Here is an 18230-nt window from a genome sequence, read left to right on the forward strand (position 1 = left end):
TGTTTTTTTGATTGATTTGACAAAAAAATTGGGATACAGTAAGATACATACTAACGGTATGTATAGGAGTGAATAAATGGCACGGAATAAATATCCTGAAGAAACAGTGAAAAAAATTTTGGATGTATCAGAACAACTTTTTATAGAAAAGGGATATGATCATACCACTGTTCAAGATATTGTTGATAACTTGGGAGGCTTGACTAAAGGGGTAATTTACCATCATTTTAAATCTAAAGAAGAGATCTTCAATACGATCTTAGAAAAACGATATACTGTCGATATCAATAAGCAAATTCAATCACTAGAAGGAATCAGCGGGTTTGAAAAAATCAAACAAATCAATAGAATCAGTCTACGATCCTTGGAACATCAAAAATTAGCCTTCTCGGCGAAATCTTTGATCACAGATCCTAGGGTGATTGGAGAGTTGTATATAGAAGCATTTAAAAAAACGATCCCTTACCTTCGAGGAGTCATTGAAGAAGGGATTCAAGATGGTTCTATCTCAACTCAATATCCTCAAGAAACCGCTGAGCTGATCGTTCTTTCAACGAATATGTGGTTAGCGCCTTCTTTTTATAAAATGGATGAAGAAGAACTTTTAAACAAATTGAACTTTTTTAAACAGCTATATGAAGGGGTCAATTTTCCGTTGATCGATGATGAATATATTCAAGATGTCGTTACTATGTTTAGAGTAGTTAAAGAATAAAGATGCCAGGAGCATTTTTATTTTTAATATATACATACTAATAGTATGTATGAGAACTTATTTTTTAGAGTAGGATAAAAATGAAGGAGGAAAAAGAATGATCAATGAAGTAAACAGAAAAATCAACCAATTAAATAAAAAAGTGGGCAGTCAAATTCGAATCCCCGAATTGACTAAGCGAAGAATGAATCAGAGTGCCTTGACAAATTTAGTGGCTGGTGGATTAATAGCAAGTGCAGGTATCATTTTTGAAAGAAAAGAACTATTTTTTTTAGGTGGTCTAGGACTGGTAGGAAGTCTTGTGATGAGTATGGAAGCTAGTAACATCAAGAGTGATGAAGAGTAAAAGAGAAGAGACTGGAACAAACCTAAAAATCAGTTTGTTCCAGTCTCTAATCTCGAATGATCATAGAAAAAAAGCAGTGTATTCAGAAATAAACTGCTTTTGTCTTATCTTTTTTTGGTTCATCCTACAATTTTTGTTCCGTGAGCTTCATTTACTTGCAGCGCATTGACAACAGTGTCTAAATTTTTATCTGAAATACCTCCGCCAGGGAGAATAATGATTCGATCATTTGCGTAGGCGATCAATTCTTTTAAATGAGCAAAATTGTCTTCAATTGGTGTTCCGCTAGGACCGCCATGCGTTAAGATTCGATGAACCTCATGATCCGCTAGCCAATCGATAGCTTTGAATTGTTTTTCTTTCGGTAAGGCATCGAAAGCCATATGGAAGGTTATTTGTAAGCCTTCTGCAGTTTCGATCAACAGCTCCAAAGCATCCTCATCAAGCCAGCCATCCTCTGTTAAACAGCCTAAAACGACACCGTCAGTGCCTATTTTTTTTGCTTCGATCAAGTCTGTATGCATGATCTTTAATTCGATATCATTATAGACAAAATCCCCTCCGCGCGGTCTGATGATTGTCATCACAGGAACAGAATGTTCACCAGCATAAGCAATTACTTCTTCAATCACGCCTGTACTTGGTGTTGTTCCGCCAACAGCAAGATTATCGCATAATTCGATACGGTTAGCACCGTTTCGGATAGCCATTGGGATATTTGTAAAATTCTCAGCACAAAATTCTTTGATCATTGGTTCCACTCCTCATTTTTGCTTCACAGGCATTGTACCATAGTTCAGCGAGTTGCCAAAGTGTTGTTCTCGTTGTAAGATGAGTAACGAGAGTTTATGAAAGTGTAGTAGAACTTTTTGAAAGAATAGGAAGAAGTGTATGTTAAAAAAAATTGAGGTAGCACGTAACTTTTTAGAAGAACATCAACAACAATTTCTTTGTCCAGTTTGTCATGGACAGGTTCAGTTAAACGAATATAGCTTAACCTGTAAAATAGGGCATCGATTTGATCTTTCGAAAAAAGGAACGATTTATTTTCTTTCTCATAGTATTCAAACAGAATACAGTAAAGAAATGTTAGAACCTCGTGGACGTATGATCAAAAGTGGAATGTATCGTCCGTTATTGGAAGAAATCAGTGAGCATATCGAGCCAACTGCCAGTGTGTTGGATGTGGGCTGCGGTGAAGGTAGTTTCTTATCGGAACTTAGTCGATTAGGTGTACATGGGTCGAAATTTGGCTTTGATATTTCTAAAGAGGGGATCTATTTAGCTAGTAGTCAAGTCGTTGATGCTTTTTGGTGTGTTGCTGATTTAACGAACTTGCCCTTTGCAGATCATTCAATGGATACGATCTTGAATATTTTTTCTCCGTCACACTACCAGGAATTTCAACGAGTCTTAACAAAGGATGGAGTCTTGGTCAAGGTGATACCAGAAGCGGATTATCTGAAAGAATTACGGGCTGCATTTTATCCAGAGGATGAACGGAAACAAACTTATTCAAATGAAAAAGTGTTAGCAAAATTTACTAACGAAATGGATGTTTTGGTGAATGAAAGAATACGGTATACATTTGAAATACCGGAGGAAAATCGTTTGGATCTATTAGAGATGTCTCCTTTGGAATGGGGCGCATCAGAACAAGTCAAAGAACAATTAAAAAAAGACCCGCTAAAAGAAATTACAATTGACGTCCGGATGTTAAAAGGGAAGGTGAAATAGCGCTTACATTTAGTTAATTTGCGAAAAGGTATTGCAAAGCTCTAATATTGGTGTTATATTACATACAAGTTGTTTTTTCATTGGTTTTTATCAGGTTCCTGTTCTGATAAAAGTTAGTGAGAAGAGCTTCACTAACGTAACGACTCGCAGTGATTGACACCGAGGCGGTACGTTTTTTTTATGCCGATAATTAATAAAAAAAGTAAAATTTATGTCATTCAATTGAAAGGAAATTGTAATTATGACCAACCATATTGTCTTATTTGAACCACAAATTCCGGCAAATACTGGAAATATTGCTCGGACATGTGCCGCAACGAACTCTCCTTTACATCTCATCGAGCCGTTAGGTTTCTCAACAGATGACAAACACCTGAAACGTGCAGGATTAGATTATTGGAATGATGTGAATATTATGTACCATAAAGATTTGGCTGCATTTTTGAATCACTTAGGAGAACAACCGCTGCATTTGATCACAAAATTTGCGAATCGGACGTATAGCGAAGTGGATTACACAGATGAAAAAGATCATTATTTTATGTTTGGGAAAGAAACTACAGGATTGCCTGAAGAATTTATGCGGGAGAATACAGAAAAATGTTTACGTATTCCGATGAATGATGAGCATGTCCGTTCATTAAACTTGTCCAATACGGTAGCATTAGTCGTTTATGAAGCACTGCGGCAGCAAAATTTTCCTCAATTGGAATTACAGCATCATTATGAGAATGATAAGATCGATTAACATGAGTCCGGAAAAAACTATTTTCTAGTTTTTTCCGGACTCTAATTCTTAATAAACGGTGTTCGAGCCTAAGCGATTTTTATCGCATCTTGGATTATTCATGAAGCTCTAATGGCAAGCCATCAGGATCAAAGAAAAAGGTCATTTTTTCTCCAGTAAAAGTGTCTGTTCGAATGGGTTCACAGTCGATCTCTTTGCTTTTCAAATCTGCGATAACTTCTTCAATATTCGTCACTTTAAACGCTAGGTGTCTTAAGCCTAATGCTTCTGGGTAAGAGGGACGTTTTGGATAGTCTGAAGAAATAAATAACTCCAGTTCATATACGCCTAATTTTAAATCAAGCTTGATATCGTTTTTATCTTCTCTATGGTTTTCGCGAATGATCTGAAAACCCAGTTTGTTTACATAGAATTCGATCGTCTGCTCATAATTTGAACAGTTGATCGCAATATGATGAATGGTTGTTAAAAACAAGGGAATGCCTCCTTCAAATGGGTTGATCGTGCGTCTCTCATTATACGCTATTTTTCTAGAGAAAACCTTAGAGGTGAATGGAATTTTTATAATGAAAATGATACACTAGTTAAGATAATCAATATTATAGGATCAAGGGAGTAGTCAAAAGAATGAAATTATACTTTACTCGGCATGGCAAAACAGAATGGAATCAGGAATTACGTTTTCAAGGTATGACAGGTGATTCGCCATTGTTGCCAACGAGTTATGAAGAGATAAAATTACTAGGTCAGCAAATCAAAGATGTGCCGTTTGAAAAAATTTTTTCTAGTACATCTTTACGTGCCAGAAAAACAGCTGAAGGAATTCAAGAAGTATTAGCCTCTCCAGTTGAGATCGTCTATACTGATGAGCTGAAAGAGCTGGGGTTAGGTCAGCTTGAAGGTCAATTGATTGCTGAAATGCGAAAGAGGTACGCTGAACAAATGGATCACATGCGTTACCAATTAGATAAATATGATCCAAGTGTTTTTCAAGGAGAACCGATCGAACAGGCGATTTCAAGAATTTCATCTGTTGTCGAAAATGCAGTTGATTCGGGTGTTGGTCCTTATTTATTCGTAGGTCATGGGGCATCAATGACTGCGGCGATCCAATCTCTAGCAGGCAAAGAGTTAGCCGATTTACGTAGCATGGGCGGTTTAAAAAATAATAGTTTGTCGATTTTAGAAACTTCTGATTCTGAGGATCAAAGCTATCATTTGAAATTATGGAACGATGATTCCTTTTTACAATAACATTATTTTTGAAAGAAAGCGGGGGCAAACCGATGGAAACACTATTTGGAGAAGAAAAAGAATACGTTGTAGGGCATGTCCAAGCGATTTTTTTTCAAAACCCCAGCAACTTTTATAAAGTATTATTAGTGAAGATCACGGATACAAATACCGATTATTTAGAAAAAGAAATTGTGACCACTGGCAGTTTTGGTCAGATACAAGAAGAAGAAATCTATCGCTTTTTTGGCCATTTTGTCGATCATCCTAGATATGGTCGTCAATTTCAAGTAGATAACTATCAGCAGGAACGACCGACTTCAGCAAATGGTGTCGTCAATTATTTATCCAGTGAAAAATTTCCGGGGATCGGTAAACGCACCGCTGAAAAAATTGTCGAGATACTAGGTGAAGATGCCATTGATCGAATCATTGCAACACCGGATGTACTAGAGGAAGTTCCACAGTTGAACGAAAAAAAACGGCAGACGATCATTGAAACGATTCGGTTGAATCACGGGATGGAGCAAGTGATCGTAGGCTTGAATCGCTATGGTTTCGGGAGTCAGCTGTCATTTTCAATTTATCAAACCTATAAAGAAGAAACGCTGGATATCATTCATGAAAACCCCTATCAATTAGTTGAAGATATTGAAGGAATTGGGTTTAAACGTGCAGATACGATCGCGGAACAATTGGGGATCGAAGCCGATTCTGAAAAACGTATTCGAGCGGCGATCACTCATGAGATTTTTCAACATTCAGTACGTTCTGGAAACACATATGTTGAAGCTGAAACATTATTGCAAGAAACGATCAATACACTTGAATCCAGCCGTCCATTCGAGATTTCGATGGATGTAGTTGCGGAACAAATCATTCATTTAGTAGAGGAAAGTAAAATCCAGCAAGAAGGAACAAAGCTTTTTGAAAATAGTCTCTATTTTTCAGAATGGGGCATTGGGACATCTGTGCAACGATTGCTTTCACGCAAAAAAACGATCAAGTACGACAAGAAAGATGTCGAAAAAAATATTCGGATGATCGAAAAACGTTTGGGGATCTCATATGGAGATTCTCAACAGGCAGCTATCGAAGAAGCGATCAAATCTCCTTTATTTATTTTAACTGGAGGACCTGGGACTGGGAAAACAACGGTTATCAATGGGATCGTTTCATTGTTTGCGGAGTTGAATGGCTTGTCTTTAGATATCAAAGATTACACGCAGGATATGTTTCCCATTTTACTTGCAGCACCTACAGGAAGAGCGGCTAAACGGATGAACGAGACGACAGGTCTGCCGGCAAGTACGATTCATCGTTTGCTTGGCTTGACTGGTCGGGAAAAAAATCCCAGCATGTCTGCTAAGGAGCTGGAAGGCGGGCTATTGATCATCGATGAAATGTCGATGGTCGATACTTGGTTAGCCAATACGTTGTTCAAAGCGATCCCAACGAATATGCAAGTTATTTTTGTAGGAGATAAAGATCAACTGCCTTCTGTTGGACCAGGTCAAGTCTTGCACGACTTATTACAGATCAATGAAATTCCTAAAACGGAGCTGACAGAAATCTATCGTCAAGGAGATGGCTCAAGTATCATCCCTTTAGCTCATGAAATCAAACAAGGAAAACTACCGCAAGATTTTACTGTGAATCAAAAGGATCGTTCCTTTTTCCCAAGTGATGTGTATCATATTGAAAATTATGTTCGGCAAATTGTGACCAAGGCAAAAGCTAAAGGTTTTTCGCCGCAGGATATTCAATTGTTAGCGCCGATGTATCGTGGCGCTGCAGGAATTGACGCATTGAATAAAATGATGCAGGAAATATTCAATCCGAATGATGGTTCAAAAAAAGAAGTAAAATGGAATGAATCGGTGTACCGAATTGGTGATAAAGTACTGCATTTAGTCAATACTCCAGAATTAAATGTGTTTAATGGCGATATGGGTGAGATCGTTGGAATCATTTTGGCAAAAGATTCAGAAGACAAAGTAGACGAATTAGTGATTCAGTTTGATAATAATGAAGTGAGCTACAAACGAAATGAATGGAATAAGATTACACTGTCGTATTGTTGTTCGATTCATAAAGCACAGGGTAGTGAATTTAAAATGGTCATTTTACCAATGGTGCATCAATATCATCGAATGCTCCAACGAAATCTGCTATATACTGCTGTCACCCGGAGTAAGGAAATTTTGATTTTGCTGGGTGAAGTTCAAGCTTTTTCGACCTGTGTCACACATGAATCAGCGAGTCGTTTGACGATGTTGAAAGAACGGATCACAAGCGCTGATGATATGACATTGACTGTCAGAATGCAGCTGGAAGCTTATGAAGAAGGACTAAGTGAGGAATCACCATTTTCAGACACTCATGAAAATAAATCTGTTGCCTACGAAGAAGTCAAAGAGAAAAAGGCCTCTGTTGTAGAAGAGAAAGTAGAACCGATCACCACGAAACCAAAAGTAGAAGAATTGTCTCTATTTGCCCAGCCTGATGAGGAAATAGAGGAACAGGTGGCGTTAGAAATCGAACGTCTGTTAACGCCAGCATTAGTTCAAGAGCAATCGATCGATCCAATGATCGGTATGAAAAATACGACGCCGTATGATTTTATGAAATAATAAAAAATGAAATGCCCCTCAAAAATCTAATTTTTGAGGGGCATTTCATTTGAAAGACTTAAAGGGAATACATCTTGTTAGTGGAACTAAATCATCCTAACAACAAATTTCCTAGTATTACATGCTTCAAATTTTTTAGATAGGATAATTCTATTCTAGATCAGTGAACAATACTTCTTATAGGAAATGATCTCTCCGTATTTTTCTACATCTATTTTTTTGTCCAACATGACAAGATATTCAATCGAATGACCATTAGGGTCTGTTACATAAAAAGAGACCGCAGGCATAAAAGTAAAAACGTATAGATCTCCTGAGTCGTCTCCGTAAAAGTTCTCTGTCCGGATTCCTTTAGCTTCTAGCTCCTCTCTGATAGAGAAGAGTTAATTTTCTTCTACTTCAAAGGCAAAATGCTGTCTTTGGATTTGTCTAGAAGGATAGTTTTCTCTGATCCCTAACATTCCTCTGCCTTTTCCCCCAACCCAAAAAAAGACCGATTTTCTGTGATGATCAACATGTAATGGTTCTATTCCCGGAAGCTGTTCATAAAATTTAGCACTTTCCAGATAATTTGCTACATTCAAATGCGTTTCAAAAATTCCTTTTACCATATTTAACATCCTCCTTTTTCTATCCAAGTTGCTCAAGGTATTTCTATAGTAAATCAAAAAAGATAGATAGTATAGTTATTGGTTTCTTGATCAAACATAGTAAAAAATAAATGATGCAAATATACTTGTAATAATTATTGGACATCGTAATAAAAGAATGATAAACTTAACTTTATTTTTGGTAGAAATGAGGGAAGCAAATGGGATATGAAAGGCAAAGAAACAACATTCAAACGGACACCTTTTTAGCACAAATCGGAAATCATCAAAATCCAATGACAGGATCGATCAATACGCCGATTTATTTTTCAACGACGTATGAGCATCCAACTTTGGGTGAGTCGACGGGCTATGATTATACGAGAACGAAAAATCCAACAAGAGAAGTTGTAGAAAATGCTTTAGCTGTGTTAGAAAATGGTTCCGTAGGTTTGGCAACGAGTTCAGGTATGAGTGCAGTTCAGTTAGTTTTTAGTCAATTTCCTGTAGGCAGTCAAATTGTTGCTTCAAGAGATTTATATGGGGGCAGCTATCGTTATTTCAAAGAAATAGAAAAACTGGGAATGTATCAGTTCGTTTATGTGGAAGATGAGGCAGGTTTTGAAAAGGCAATTTCGGCTCAAACAGCAGCAGTCTTTATTGAAACGCCGACTAATCCATTGATGACTGAGGTATCTATTGAAAAAATTGCTGCTGTTGCTAAGCGTTACAAAGCCCAAGTCATCGTGGATAACACATTTTATACGCCGCTGATTCAAAAGCCGCTAGATTTAGGAGCGGATGTCGTTATTCATAGTGCGACAAAATATCTTGGCGGTCATAATGATCTCTTGGCAGGTGCAGTGGTCGCTCGTTCGAAGGAAATAGGTGATCTATTAGCGTATCAGCTGAATACAACAGGAGCAGTACTCTCTCCTTTTGACAGTTGGTTGTTGATTCGTGGCTTGAAGACATTATCTTTACGCATGGAAAGGCATGAAAAAAATGCACAGGCAGTTGCAGATTACTTGATCCAGCAGCCTCTTGTTAAGGAAGTCATGTATCCAGGACGTGGCGGTATGCTGAGTTTCAAATTAAAAGACCACCAGGTGATCAAAGACTTTTTAAAGCAATTATTGATTTTTACTTTTGCTGAGAGTTTGGGTGGTGTTGAGAGTTTAATTACGTATCCCACAACACAAACGCATGCAGATATTCCGCAGAATGTAAGAGAATCTTATGGGCTTACGCCGGATTTATTGCGGGTTTCAACTGGTATCGAAGCAAGTGAGGATTTGATCAACGATTTAAGACAGGCTTTTGAAGCGATAAAATAAAAGAAGAACATTAAACAAAAGTGGATGCATACTTTCGTTTAATGTTCTTCTTTTTTGTTAAAACCAAAATAATCTTGGTTCTGTAGCGAATGAAAAGTCTGTTCCTCGTTTGCCCAAAATTTCACCATCTGCATGAATATACTGAGGAACGGTCGAAACGATTCTTAACTTACTTGATTGAAAATGATGAAAATACTTAGATTTCATGTGCTTTTTTTGGATCAATAAAATAATCAACCAAAAAATTTTAAAGAGATTTACTCGCTCGACCAAAACAAAATCTAAAACGTTTTTTCGAGGATCAGCCACAGGTGCAATCGCAACACCGCCGCCAAAATAAGGATGGTTTGTTACTGTGCATAAAAAGGCACGATCAAATTCCAGATCTTGACCATTTACTTCCACACGAACTGGAAAGCCCTTTTGGGTGAATAAGACTTTCAATATAGAAAAAATATAAGAAAGTGACCCTAAATTGAATTTATTCAATGTATGCTTTGAGGCTGATTCATTGGCCGCATTGACGATGGCCGCATCTAAACCAATACCAACATTATTGACAGCGATCCCAAGTTCTTCTTGGATCGATTCATTATAGGTGATGACTTGAAGTTCTTGTGGTCGTTCCGCCTTCAATAATTGAACGAATGCTTTCTCGGTTTGACGAGAAATCCCAGCACCGCGGGCAAAATCATTACCAGAGCCGCAGGGAATATACCCTAAAGGAATCTTTGGATCAAACCTTTGCAAGGCATTCATCACACTATGTAATGTTCCATCGCCGCCTAAAACGACGAGTAATGGAAATATTTCGATGTCCAAATCATCTGACCAAGGAAGCAGAGTATGTTCAACCAATTCTTGGACGATCACTTCTTCGTGACCTGCATATTCTGTATAAAAAACTGTATGATCGATTGCGACTGTTTGCAATTGATTAATGATTTTTTGAGCAGCCTTTTTCCCCGTTCCGCTGCCTGCATGTTCGTTGATGACAAGATAAAAATGCTTTTTCATGTGTTTCCTCCTTGTTCAAACTCTTATTATAACAGACAATGGAAAAATTAAGAATGTGGAATGCTTGAAAAGTATTCGAGAAAAAATAGTTATGATTTTCCATTGTGAAAGAGCCCAATATAAGCTATAATGCCTAAGTATCATTTTTTGAGAACGAAAAGTTCTCGACAAGGTTCATCAACCATCCCTTGTAAAAAAACTCGGAGAAAGAAGGGGAAACTATGCAAAAAACTGTTACAACAAACAGTAGAGTCAAAGGAATCACCATGAATGGAATCGTGATGGCACTCTATCTTGCCTTGACGCTTTTAGTCGCACCTGTTTCGTCAGGACCGATCCAATTTAGAATCTCAGAAAGTCTAAATCACTTAGTCGTTTTCAACCGCAAGTTGATGTGGGGTGTTTTGGGCGGAGTAATTGTTTATAATTTCTTTTTTGGTTATGGTGCGATCGATGCGCTATATGGCGGAATGCAATCGTTTATTTCATTAGGATTAACTGCTTTACTCTATAAGAAAGTGCCAAATGTAATGCTTCGATTAGCATTGAATACGGTCTTTTTCACAGCAACGATGTGCATCATCGCATATATGCTGGCACCAGAAGGAGGAGCAGCTTTTTGGGGCAACTATGCAACACTTGCGCTTAGTGAATTTGCAACGATGGCAGTAGCTGCACCGATCATGTACTGGATCAATAAATCGGTTCATTTTGAAAAAAGAGTGTAAGGAAAAATAGTGTATATATTGGACTGGTTTGAAACAGAAAATGTTTTGAGCCAGTTTTTCATTTTACGTATAAATTTTTTAATCTATTTTCTGAAAAACTTTACTGTTCCTGTTGGTAAAATTATGATATGGTAATACAGAAGCAAAAATGTAGAGGAGTTTTTAACCAATGTTTGAATTTAAGATCGGAATTGACGAAAAAGAACACGATTCCTTTGTAGAAAACCATCCCTTATGCAATTTACTGCAATCGTCTGCTTGGGGAAAAGTAAAAGATAACTGGGGCTCAGAACTTGTCGGCGTTTATGAAAATGGGACACTGGTTGCCTCTAGTTTAGTATTGATCAGACCGTTGCCTATGAAGTTTACCATGTTATATACACCACGTGGGCCGATCATGGATTATACAAATAAAGAGCTTGTCACTTTCTTTTTAAAAGAATTAAAAAAATTCGGGAAACAAAAAAAAGCATTATTTGTAAAAATGGACCCAACTGTTCATTATAAGGATTTTCATTTAGGTGAAGAGCAAATAATCGATCCCAAAGCTCAAGTGATCATCGATAATTTAATTGCCAGTGGTGCAAAGCATCAAGGCTTGACAATGGCAATGGATGCAACGATTCAGCCGCGTTTTCAAGCTAATATCTATAAAGAAGACTTTAGTGAAGAACAGCTTTCTAAAAGCACAAAGAAAATGATGAAGCAAGCGCAGAAAAAAGGCGTGACGGTCAAAATGGGGCACACAGAGTTTGTTGAAGACTTTGCTAAGGTAATTGAATTGACCACAGAACGTCAGAATATTTCCTTAAGAAATAGTGATTATTTCACTAAACTGATGCAAATTTATCCAGAGAACTCATTTATCATGCTGGCAGAGGTCAATTTGAAGGAACGCTATGAAGAAACTAAGCAACGTTTCGATAAAAATAAAGAGGATCTGGCAAATTTGAAAGAAAATCAGGTCAAAAAACGCCATAATCTAGAAGAATTAGATTTTTCTTTGACTCGTGAAATGATAGAATTAGAAGAAAATATCGCACATTCTGGGGATGTTGCTGTCGTTGCCGGTGCTTTGGCGATCACGTTCGGTTCAACGAGCGAAATTTTATATGCGGGCATGGATGACCGATACAAGCGCTATATGCCAGCGTATTTAACATGGTTCGATGCAATCGAAGAATGTTTTAAACGCGGATGTTCTTCATGCAATATGGGTGGACTTGAAGGAAGCTTGAATGATGGGTTGATCAAATTCAAATCTAACTTCAATCCAACAGTCAATGAATTTATTGGTGAGTTTGATTTACCTGTCAATCACTTATTATTTAAAGCAAGTGAATATGCCTATAAATTAAGAAAACAGAAAAAATAAATAAAAAGATGTGATTTCGATGGAGAAAATTGAAGTCATATCTTTTTTTTATTGGGTTTACCTTCTACTGGAAAAATGAGATAATCAAATGGGAAAAAGTGAGTTTTGGAGGGAATAAAATGGAAGAAACGTTAGTTCAGAATCAATGTTCAGCTTGTGGGGGAGCAATCAATGATCCATCATTTAAAAATTGTCCGCATTGCGGTACGACGCTGGATATGATTCAAAAAGAAATCGATGAGAAAAACAAAAATATCGAGCTGTGTGCAAACTGCGGCTCACCAGTGACTTTTAATATCGAGAAGCAACAATTTGCTTGTGATTTTTGTCACTCGACTTTTACAACAAAAGCAGAGCAGGATTTTGATAATTTGACCTATGAAGCGGATGACTTGATTCCGTTTCAAGTGCCAGAAGGCTTAGCAAAAAAGAAATTTTATGAATGGTTGATCGCAGGGAAAAACGTTCCGCTAGATATTCTTGGAAAAGCAACGAGCATCCAATTAGAACAAGTGTATATCCCTTATTTGGGAGCAAGTGTTTCATATGAAGGTTCTTGGAGTGCTGATATTGGCTATAATCGTAATGAAACCTATACAGAATACGTAACTAAAGAAGACAAAAACGGCAATAAATATACAGAGCCTGTGACTAAAACGCGAACAGTCATTGATTGGAATCATTCAAGCGATATTTTTACAGGAACGGCTTATAAAAGTTATCTGATCAACAATGAATTGACAGGAGCAGTTGCGGCGTTTGCGGAAAAAGCTTCTGGTCTAGCAATCATAAATGAAGTGAAGCCCTTTGATGAGCATTATACAGCTGGAACTCGCCAATTGAAAATTTCGTCAGATAAGGTTTCCGAAGCATTACGTTCTGTTCGTGGATTTGCCCATGATGAAGCGCGAGTGAAGATGAAGAGTCTCCTACCTGGTGATAAGAATAAAAATGAAAAAATTACTAAATTTTCGTACACATTGATCTCAAAATATACGTATGTCCCATTTTGGAAAGTCACGTATAAATATGAAGGAATCGATCATATGGTACTGATGACTGCCTCTAAAAAGGAAAAGATTGAAATTGACGGCAGTCGTCCTGTGAGTCAGGAAGATTCTTCAATAGAAAACAGGATGAAACGTAATGGACGTTATGGTCTACTTGCAAGTTTGGTATTTTTCTTAATCTTTGCGTTTGAGCTTCTTCCTAAGACTGTGGAACCCGTATTATCGTTCCTTGTGGTGGGCGGTATCGGTGTTTGGATATTTTTTGCAATAAAAAGACACAGCTTCCTCGGTGCAAATAAGAAAAGTTTGAAAAACAATTTGCAGGATCATCCTGAATATATGAGTTTACTAAAACAATATTCAGAATAAGTTTTGCACTAGGGATTGAAAACTAGAATGACGAATCCTCGTTGTTCTGTTTTTTCCCAGAATATGTTCAAGAGTATGTATTGAGGTGCGAACCCTAAGTGCACATGAAATCACTAATTGATTCGCACCATTTTTTTGATGGAAAATAGTGGAAAAACAGCTTTTTCTCATCGAATTCACATTTAATGGCAGGTAACTAAGGAAAATATGTCATTATCACTATAAAATGGTATGTTTTCACGGTCTCACTCTGTTTAGAGTGAGTGGATTGAAATACCACTTGATAAAAAATATTCAACGAACAAAAATGCGTCTCACTCTGTTTAGAGTGAGTGGGTTGAAATTTTTCAGTGACTGTCTCTGATCGAGCATTTATGATGTCTCACTTTGTTTAGAGGATAACTCAACCAGTTATCCTCTAAACTTTTTTATTTAAAAATTTATTGTAGCCATCAAATTACCTATATCAAATCAGATAAAGGTAAGAAATAGTAAAAATAATAATTGACTTGTTGAAAGGATGTTTTATAATAGAGTAAATGAAAGTGCTTAAAAATATTTATGTTGGATAAAAAATATTTAGCTTTATTAGCTTACTCTGAATAAAAGGAGGAGTTCTGTGGGAATGATCAAAGAGGCTACAGCCGTCATTTTATGTGGGGGAAAGAGTACAAGAATGGGCTTTGATAAATCTTTGTTAAAAGTCAAGGGTGAGTTCGTCTTACTCAGAACAGTGAAGCAACTCCAAAAAATTTTTCCTAAAGTACTGCTTGTAGCGAATCAGAGAACAAAATTTCCAGCTGTTTTTTCTCAAGTGACGATCCTTGAAGATCATTACCATGAAAAAGGGCCTCTTGGTGGTTTAGCAACGGGACTGGAAGAGATAGAAACAGAATATCTATTTTTAGTTGCTTGTGACATCCCTAACTTGACCGTTGATTTGATTCGGATCATGAAAGAGCATTTATCAACGTATCAAATTGTACTATGTCAGCAAAATGGTCGATTGGAACCCTTATTCGCTTTTTATCATCGTTCTTGTTTACCTGTTTTTCAACAGCAGCTTACATCAAAAAATTGGCGAATAGCAAAAGAATTCGATCGATTTTCAGTTAAGATCATTACATTAGACACGTCCACGACCATCAACAATGTGAACACACCAAAAGAACTTGTCTTTTGGAATTAAAATAAAGTGACATGAAAGGGGTACAGGATGGATTTTGACAGCAGTCAGGAAGTCGTCAGTAGTTTAGGGGATAAAGCAAAGGCAAAAACGAAATTATCATTTGTTCGGTTGAGTATTTTAGGAATTATGGCAGGTTCTTTTATTGCACTGGGGTATTTATCGTTTATCAGAATTACAGGAACTGTTCCTGAAGCGTGGGGCAGCTTTGCAACGTTTTTAGGAGGTTGTTTATTTCCAATCGGTTTGGTAGCGCTTACTTTCGTGGGTGGTGAGTTAGCGACTGGCAATATGATGGTGATGGCTTTAGGACTGATGCAAAAGAAAATTACGAAAAAAGATGTAATTTATAATTGGCTGATCGTATTGATCACAAATTGTATTGGAGGTTTTTTAGTCGCTTTTTTCTTCGGTCATATCGTTGGTTTGACTGAAGGCGCATTTTTAGAAAAAACGCTCTCTGTGGCACAGGCAAAAATCAATGATACGCCGCTTGTGGCATTTGTTTCAGGCATTGGCTGTAATATTTTTGTTTGTCTAGCTGTCTATTTAGGCGCGATGGGAAAAACTTATTTAGGCAAGATTTTTGGGCTATGGTTTCCTGTATTGGTTTTTGTTGTTTGCGGATTTCAGCACGTTGTAGCGAACGCATTTATCATTCCCGCAGCGATTTTTTCTAACGCAAGCAACATCCAATGGTCTGACTATTTAATCAACACAGTGATCGTCTTTTTCGGGAATGCAGTCGGCGGCAGTCTATTTTTAGCGGTACCTTTGATGTTTGTCACAACTGAGAAAAAAGAAGCAGAAGAGCTAAGTGTAGGTGGCGTGTATGAAAAAACTTGAAATGCCTATGATGGTCCAGATTGGTTCTACAGGTCGTAACAGTGGGAAGACAACGATTGCGAAAACTTTAATAGAAAAAGGACAACCATTTTTCCCTATCTATGGGCTAAAAGTCATTACGATCAGCGGGGCTAAAGGGAAATGTCAACGAGGAGAAACTGGCTGTGGGATATGTACAAGTATTGACGAAGGGTATGAATTGATCGAAGAAAAAAACGCCAGTGGTTCCAAAGATACGATGCAGCTATTAAGAGCAGGGTGTGAAAAGGTCTATTTACTAAAGGTTTTTTACGATCATTTATTGGAAGGTCTTTTAGCTTTTCAAGAAGTAGTTCCTGCAGATACAGTGGTTGTTTGTGAATCAAATTCTGTTCGTGAGGTCGTTGAACCTGGATTATTTATCATGATGAATAATCAAAAAGGAATGAAGAAAACGGCAGCAAAAGTGATCGACCAAGCGGATTTGATTTTAAATTCTCCAGAATTGCCCAATCATTTCGGTCTCATCAAAACAAATTCGGGTATTTATTATAACAAAAAGGATAAGGATAGGAGAGCAAAAATATGGGGTTAAGTTTGAAAGAGAAAGAAGCAATTATTTTTGAAAATGATTCTGATCCACAACGCATATTAAATATTTTCCTCGACATTCAATTTGCGTCAGAAGAAGGATATATCGATGAAGAAACAGCAAAGCTGGTTGGCAGTCATTTGGGTTTATCTGAAGCGCGTGTTTATGAGCTGTTAAGTTTTTACGCTATTTTAAAGACAGAACCACAAGCAAAATATGTCCTTAAAATTTGTAATAGCACTCCTTGTTTGTATACAGGAGGAGACATGCTGGCGGAAGTATTAGAAACGATTCTAGAGGTTCCGATCGATCAGGCAACGCCGGATGGGTTATTTATGTATCATAGTATTCCTTGTATTGGTGCATGTGATCAAGGTCCAGTCATTAAAATCAAAGATACAGTATTTAGTGATTTGACAGAAGAAAAAGTATATCAGCTGATCGACGACTTACGCAATGGCCGCTATCAGGATCTATAGGAGGAAAAGAGATGATCAAACGAAATCAACCTGTTTTGCTGGAACGAGTCAACAAGATGAAACATGCGACGGATGTGGCAGAATATGAACGTTATCAAGGCTTTGAAGGACTGAAAAAGGCAATAGAAATGGATAAAGAAACCATTTTAGATGAACTGGATATTGCTCATTTACGCGGCAGAGGCGGAGCTGCTTTTCCTTTAGGCAAAAAGTGGCGACACTTGTACGGCTCCAAAGGAGATACAAAATATATCGTATGTAATGCTGACGAAGGTGAGCCGGGAACATTTAAAGATAAAGCATTGCTGGAACATGATCCACTTAGCGTGATCGAAGGAATGGTTATTGCAGGATACTTATTTTCTGCTAAGGCTGGCTATATCTATATGCGGGGAGAGTATCGACGCATTCAAAAGATTTTTCAAGAAGCATTGGATCATGCAGAAGCAGCAGGTTTTTTAGGTGATGATATCTTAGGTATCGAAGGCTTCAATTATAAAATTACGATTATTTCAGGAGCAGGGGCTTATGTATGTGGTGAAAATTCAGCTCTACTAAATTCAATTGAAGGTAAAACGGGGCGACCAAGAGTAAAACCGCCTCATTTAGCAGATGTGGGGTTGTATTTAAAACCTACATTAGTCAATAATGTTGAATCTTTTGCGGGGATTCCTGTGATTTTGCGAGAAGGCGGACAGGCCTATCGTGATTTAGGCACCGAAGATGGCGGTGGAACAAAATTGATTTGTTTATCTGGTCATGTGAAAAATCGAGGATTGTATGAAGTAAACTTAGGGACTCCTTTACATGAAATCATCTATTCAGAAGAGTATGGGGGCGGATCATCTACAGGGAATCCATTGAAATTTATTCATTTTGGCGGACAATCTGGACCGATCGGTGCTGTTAAAAATTTAGATGACTGTATCTATTCATACGAAGGGCTCTGGGAGAAGAATTTGTCGATCGGCTCAGGGGCTATCGTTGTTATGGATGATCAGGTCAGTATTGTTGATTACTTGGTACAAGTAGCAGGCTTTTTTGCACATGAATCTTGTGGAAAATGCACGCCCTGTCGTTTAGGAACAACGAGAATCTTAGAATTATTGACGAAATTCAATAAGAAACAGGCGGAATCAGGTGATCTTGAACGTCTTGAACATATGCTGACACATGTCACGAATCTTTCAGCGTGCGGCTTAGGTCAATCTGTAGCGAATCCGATGAGAAGCGGTTTAGACTATTTTCCAGAAGAATTTGAAGCTGGACTGAAAGAAGCTGCTATACCAGTTAAAGGGGGGCTTTGGTAA

General features: G+C 37.6%; 19 protein-coding genes. 15 read left to right on the forward strand and 4 right to left on the reverse strand.

Annotated elements, in window-relative coordinates; all coding sequences use genetic code 11:
* Positions 1-76: 76 nt before the first annotated feature.
* Together CC204_RS00480 and CC204_RS00485 are read left to right on the forward strand one after the other, a co-directional pair.
* Complete coding sequence (locus CC204_RS00480) at positions 77-715, forward strand: TetR/AcrR family transcriptional regulator (protein WP_088268301.1); 639 nt, start codon at positions 77-79, stop codon at positions 713-715.
* 97 nt (positions 716-812) lie between these two features.
* Complete coding sequence (locus tag CC204_RS00485; protein ID WP_088268303.1) at positions 813-1061, forward strand: hypothetical protein; 249 nt, start codon at positions 813-815, stop codon at positions 1059-1061.
* A gap of 119 nt (positions 1062-1180) precedes the next feature.
* Here the strand turns inward: CC204_RS00485 and CC204_RS00490 are convergent, their stop codons facing one another.
* Positions 1181-1813, reverse strand: a complete 633-nt coding sequence (locus CC204_RS00490; RefSeq protein WP_088268305.1) for a copper homeostasis protein CutC — start codon at positions 1811-1813, stop codon at positions 1181-1183.
* Between the two features lie 139 nt (positions 1814-1952).
* Here CC204_RS00490 and CC204_RS00495 point away from each other — a divergent pair, with 139 nt between their 5' ends.
* Positions 1953-2798: a methyltransferase domain-containing protein gene (locus CC204_RS00495; protein WP_088268307.1), complete on the forward strand. Its 846-nt coding sequence runs from the start codon at positions 1953-1955 to the stop codon at positions 2796-2798.
* A gap of 241 nt (positions 2799-3039) precedes the next feature.
* Positions 3040-3546, forward strand: a complete 507-nt coding sequence (trmL, locus tag CC204_RS00500; RefSeq protein WP_088268309.1) for a tRNA (uridine(34)/cytosine(34)/5-carboxymethylaminomethyluridine(34)-2'-O)-methyltransferase TrmL — start codon at positions 3040-3042, stop codon at positions 3544-3546.
* 94 nt (positions 3547-3640) lie between these two features.
* Here trmL and gloA2 read toward each other — a convergent pair whose 3' ends face one another.
* The gene (gene gloA2 / locus CC204_RS00505) at positions 3641-4021 is read right to left on the reverse strand and encodes an SMU1112c/YaeR family gloxylase I-like metalloprotein (RefSeq protein WP_088268311.1); all 381 of its coding nucleotides are present in this window, start codon (positions 4019-4021) and stop codon (positions 3641-3643) included.
* Positions 4022-4173: 152 nt separating this feature from the next.
* Here gloA2 and CC204_RS00510 point away from each other — a divergent pair, with 152 nt between their 5' ends.
* Together CC204_RS00510 and recD2 are read left to right on the forward strand one after the other, a co-directional pair.
* Positions 4174-4800: a histidine phosphatase family protein gene (locus CC204_RS00510; protein WP_088268313.1), complete on the forward strand. Its 627-nt coding sequence runs from the start codon at positions 4174-4176 to the stop codon at positions 4798-4800.
* Between the two features lie 32 nt (positions 4801-4832).
* Positions 4833-7412 carry an SF1B family DNA helicase RecD2 gene (gene recD2 / locus CC204_RS00515; RefSeq protein ID WP_088268315.1) on the forward strand — a complete coding sequence of 860 codons (2580 nt, stop codon included), beginning with the start codon at positions 4833-4835 and terminating at the stop codon, positions 7410-7412.
* A gap of 383 nt (positions 7413-7795) precedes the next feature.
* On the opposite strand, the gene CC204_RS21445 is transcribed toward recD2, so the two are convergent.
* Entirely contained in the window at positions 7796-8023 is a 228-nt protein-coding gene (locus CC204_RS21445; RefSeq protein ID WP_227011208.1) for a VOC family protein, read from the reverse strand.
* Positions 8024-8223: 200 nt separating this feature from the next.
* Here CC204_RS21445 and CC204_RS00525 point away from each other — a divergent pair, with 200 nt between their 5' ends.
* Positions 8224-9339 carry a PLP-dependent transferase gene (locus CC204_RS00525; protein ID WP_088268317.1) on the forward strand — a complete coding sequence of 372 codons (1116 nt, stop codon included), beginning with the start codon at positions 8224-8226 and terminating at the stop codon, positions 9337-9339.
* 57 nt (positions 9340-9396) lie between these two features.
* On the opposite strand, the gene CC204_RS00530 is transcribed toward CC204_RS00525, so the two are convergent.
* Complete coding sequence (locus tag CC204_RS00530; protein WP_088268319.1) at positions 9397-10356, reverse strand: diacylglycerol/lipid kinase family protein; 960 nt, start codon at positions 10354-10356, stop codon at positions 9397-9399.
* 221 nt (positions 10357-10577) lie between these two features.
* Between CC204_RS00530 and CC204_RS00535 the strand changes: the two genes are divergently transcribed.
* The 8 genes from CC204_RS00535 to CC204_RS00570 all read left to right on the forward strand — a co-directional run bounded on the left by CC204_RS00535 (position 10578) and on the right by CC204_RS00570 (position 18230).
* Positions 10578-11084, forward strand: a complete 507-nt coding sequence (locus CC204_RS00535) for a QueT transporter family protein (RefSeq protein ID WP_088268321.1) — start codon at positions 10578-10580, stop codon at positions 11082-11084.
* Between the two features lie 169 nt (positions 11085-11253).
* Positions 11254-12459, forward strand: coding sequence for an aminoacyltransferase (locus CC204_RS00540; RefSeq protein WP_088268323.1), 1206 nt, complete (start codon positions 11254-11256; stop codon positions 12457-12459).
* Positions 12460-12578: 119 nt separating this feature from the next.
* Positions 12579-13838: a zinc ribbon domain-containing protein gene (locus CC204_RS00545; protein ID WP_088268324.1), complete on the forward strand. Its 1260-nt coding sequence runs from the start codon at positions 12579-12581 to the stop codon at positions 13836-13838.
* A gap of 625 nt (positions 13839-14463) precedes the next feature.
* Complete coding sequence (mobA, locus tag CC204_RS00550) at positions 14464-15027, forward strand: molybdenum cofactor guanylyltransferase (protein ID WP_088271617.1); 564 nt, start codon at positions 14464-14466, stop codon at positions 15025-15027.
* A gap of 27 nt (positions 15028-15054) precedes the next feature.
* The gene (locus CC204_RS00555; RefSeq protein ID WP_088268325.1) at positions 15055-15870 is read left to right on the forward strand and encodes a formate/nitrite transporter family protein; all 816 of its coding nucleotides are present in this window, start codon (positions 15055-15057) and stop codon (positions 15868-15870) included.
* A complete protein-coding gene (locus CC204_RS00560) occupies positions 15857-16444 on the forward strand; it encodes a hypothetical protein (RefSeq protein WP_162288308.1) in 588 nt (195 codons plus the stop codon). The genes CC204_RS00555 and CC204_RS00560 overlap by 14 nt, the downstream gene beginning before the upstream one ends.
* On the forward strand, positions 16435-16920 hold the full coding sequence (locus CC204_RS00565; RefSeq protein ID WP_088268326.1) for an NADH-quinone oxidoreductase subunit NuoE family protein: 486 nt from the start codon (positions 16435-16437) through the stop codon (positions 16918-16920). Before CC204_RS00560 ends, CC204_RS00565 begins: the two co-directional genes overlap by 10 nt.
* A gap of 11 nt (positions 16921-16931) precedes the next feature.
* The gene (locus CC204_RS00570) at positions 16932-18230 is read left to right on the forward strand and encodes a complex I 51 kDa subunit family protein (protein WP_162288309.1); all 1299 of its coding nucleotides are present in this window, start codon (positions 16932-16934) and stop codon (positions 18228-18230) included.

It is taken from the genome of Enterococcus wangshanyuanii (assembly GCF_002197645.1).
GTDB classification, from domain to species: domain Bacteria; phylum Bacillota; class Bacilli; order Lactobacillales; family Enterococcaceae; genus Enterococcus_L; species Enterococcus_L wangshanyuanii.